Annotated in this window: 1 tRNA gene and 2 rRNA genes; all 3 read right to left on the bottom strand. The window is 46.3% G+C overall.

The window, feature by feature from the left end:
* Positions 1–11: 11 nt before the first annotated feature.
* Positions 12–121, bottom strand: a 5S ribosomal RNA gene (gene rrf, locus HSX10_RS18480).
* Positions 122–247: 126 nt separating this feature from the next.
* Positions 248–3074, bottom strand: a 23S ribosomal RNA gene (locus tag HSX10_RS18475).
* 221 nt (positions 3075–3295) lie between these two features.
* Positions 3296–3369 (bottom strand) — tRNA-Ala (locus tag HSX10_RS18470).
* Positions 3370–3373 lie beyond the last annotated feature (4 nt).

Raw genomic sequence — 3373 nt, 5'->3', positions numbered from 1 at the left:
AAGGGTTCTTAAAAAGGCGGCGACCTACTCTTCCACAGTAAAGTAGTACCATCGGCGCAAACGGGCTTAACTACTCTGTTCGGAATGGTTAGAGGTGAGCCCCGTCGCTATAACCACCTTAAATTTTTATTCTGAGTTTATCAGAACTTGGGTTGTTATAAATAATCAACACTAATATTGTTGACATATTGAAAAAATTACATGATATCTGTCTGTATAAATAGTAAACTGTTATAAAAAAACGCTGTACAATAAGCCTATGGGTTATTAGTACTACTTGGCTATGACATTACTGCCTTTACACCTATAGCCTATCAACGTGGTCATCTTCCACGACCCTTAAAAGAAATCTCATCTTGTGGTGGGTTTCGCGCTTATATGCTTTCAGCGCTTATCCCTTCCGAACGTAGCTACCCTGCAATGCTTCTGGCGAAACAACAGGTACACCAGAGGTTCGTCCAACTCGGTCCTCTCGTACTAGAGTCAGATCCACTCAAATTTCTAACGCCCACAGTAGATAGAGACCGAACTGTCTCACGACGTTCTGAACCCAGCTCGCGTGCCACTTTAATGGGCGAACAGCCCAACCCTTGGGACCTTCTCCAGCCCCAGGATGTGACGAGCCGACATCGAGGTGCCAAACCCCCCCGTCGATATGAGCTCTTGGGGGAGATCAGCCTGTTATCCCCGGAGTACCTTTTATCCTTTGAGCGATGGCCCTTCCATACGGAACCACCGGATCACTATGCTCTACTTTCGTACCTGATCGACCTGTATGTCTCTCAGTCAAGCTCCCTTATGCCATTGCACTCTACGCACGATTACCAACCGTGCTGAGGGAACCTTTAGAAGCCTCCGTTACTCTTTTGGAGGCGACCACCCCAGTCAAACTACCCACCAAGCACTGTCCCTGGTTAGAGGTTAGACTCTAGATAAGCAAAGGGTGGTATTTCAACAATGACTCAACAACGCCTAGCGACGCTGCATCGAAGTCTCCCACCTATCCTACACATTACTTATCCAAAGCCAATACTAAGCTATAGTAAAGGTTCACGGGGTCTTTTCGTCCCACTGCGGGTAATCGGCATCTTCACCGATACTACAATTTCACCGAGCTCATGGCTGAGACAGTGTCCAGATCGTTACACCATTCGTGCAGGTCGGAACTTACCCGACAAGGAATTTCGCTACCTTAGGACCGTTATAGTTACGGCCGCCGTTTACTGGGGCTTCATTTGAGATCTTCGAAGTAAACTTCTAAACCCTCCACTTAACCTTCCAGCACCGGGCAGGTGTCAGGCCCTATACATCAACTTTCGTTTTAGCAGAGCCCTGTGTTTTTGATAAACAGTCGCCTGGACTTTTTCACTGCGGCCTCCCCGAAGGGAGGCGACGCTTCTCCCGAAGTTACGCGTCGATTTTGCCTAGTTCCTTAGCCATGAATCTCTCGAGCACCTTAGAATTCTCATCCCAACTACCTGTGTCGGTTTAGGGTACGGGCTGCTTCACTCGCTTTTCTTGGAAGTCGATTTGCTAGATTATCACCTTGACCGGAGTCTCAGTGTACTATCGCGGTGTTACCACTCGCTTCAACGTACTATTCCGTCAGTACGCACTAACTTTTCGCCTCCGTCACTTTTAGTGTGAGCAGGTACAGGAATATTAACCTGTTGGCCATCCACTACCCCTTTCGGGTTCGCGTTAGGTCCCGACTAACCCTCAGCTGATTAGCATAGCTGAGGAAACCTTAGTCTTTCGGTGTGCGGGTTTCTCGCCCGCATTATCGTTACTTATGCCTACATTTTCTTTTGTAGCTTCTCCAGCAAGCCTCACGACTCACCTTCGACGACACTACAATGCTCCCCTACCACTTATTAATAAGTCCATAGCTTCGGTAATATGTTTATGCCCGATTATTATCCATGCCGAACCGCTCGACTAGTGAGCTGTTACGCACTCTTTAAATGAATGGCTGCTTCCAAGCCAACATCCTAGCTGTCTAAGCAGTTCAACCTCGTTTATTCAACTTAACATATATTTGGGGACCTTAGCTGATGGTCTGGGTTCTTTCCCTCTCGGACATGGACCTTAGCACCCATGCCCTCACTGCTGATGAACATTTTATAGCATTCGGAGTTTGTCAGGAATTGGTAGGCGGTGAAGCCCCCGCATCCAATCAGTAGCTCTACCTCTATAAAACTATAAATCAACGCTGCACCTAAATGCATTTCGGGGAGTACGAGCTATTTCCGAGTTTGATTGGCCTTTCACCCCTACCCACAGGTCATCCGAACACTTTTCAACGTATATCGGTTCGGGCCTCCACTGTGTGTTACCACAGCTTCACCCTGCCCATGGGTAGATCACACGGTTTCGCGTCTACCACTACTAACTAAAGCGCCCTATTCAGACTCGCTTTCGCTACGGATCCGTGACTTAATCACTTAACCTTGCTAGCAACGGTAACTCGTAGGCTCATTATGCAAAAGGCACGCCGTCACAGATCAAGTCTGCTCCGACCGCTTGTAAGCGTATGGTTTCAGGTTCTATTTCACTCCCTTATTCAGGGTTCTTTTCACCTTTCCCTCACGGTACTAGTTCACTATCGGTCTCTCAGGAGTATTTAGCCTTATCGGATGGTCCCGACTGATTCACACAGGGTTTCACGTGCCCCGCACTACTCAGGATACCACTATATCCACATTCTTTACTTATACCGGACTATCACCGTCTTTGGTCAGTCTTTCCAAACTGTTCTAATTCATCCTGCTTCTAATGTCGTGGTCCTACAACCCCAGCATTGCCGTAACAATACTGGTTTGGGCTAATCCAATTTCGCTCGCCGCTACTATCGGAATCACTTTTGTTTTCTTCTCCTCTGGGTACTTAGATGTTTCAGTTCTCCAGGTTCGCCTCCTTGCGGATACTATATCTTCAATATAGTGGGTTGCCCCATTCGGATATCTACGGATCAATTTGTATGTGCCAATCCCCGTAGCTTTTCGCAGCTTATCACGTCCTTCATCGCCTCTGAGAGCCTAGGCATTCCCCATACGCTCTTATTTAGCTTATTGTACTTTTGTCTTTTTAATGAGTTACTATCTACTTAATATCCGAAAATATTAAATAGACTTTGTATCTATCAATAATCTCGTAAGATTATAAATAAATACTATATTTATACATAGAGAGTAAACTCTCTTTATATTATTTCATGTATCTTTTTCAATATGTCAATGAACTTGTGGCGAATCGCAACTGATATATAAATATCAGCAGACAATTGTTGCCGTTGTGGAGAATATCGGAGTCGAACCGATGACCTCCTGCGTGCAAGGCAGGCGCTCTAGCCAGCTGAGCTAATCCCCCATTT

This window comes from Winogradskyella undariae (assembly GCF_013285155.1).
GTDB classification, from domain to species: Bacteria; Bacteroidota; Bacteroidia; order Flavobacteriales; family Flavobacteriaceae; genus Winogradskyella; species Winogradskyella undariae.
The sequence above is the reverse complement of the archived record's forward strand: the minus strand, read 5'-3'. Positions and strand labels throughout refer to the sequence as shown.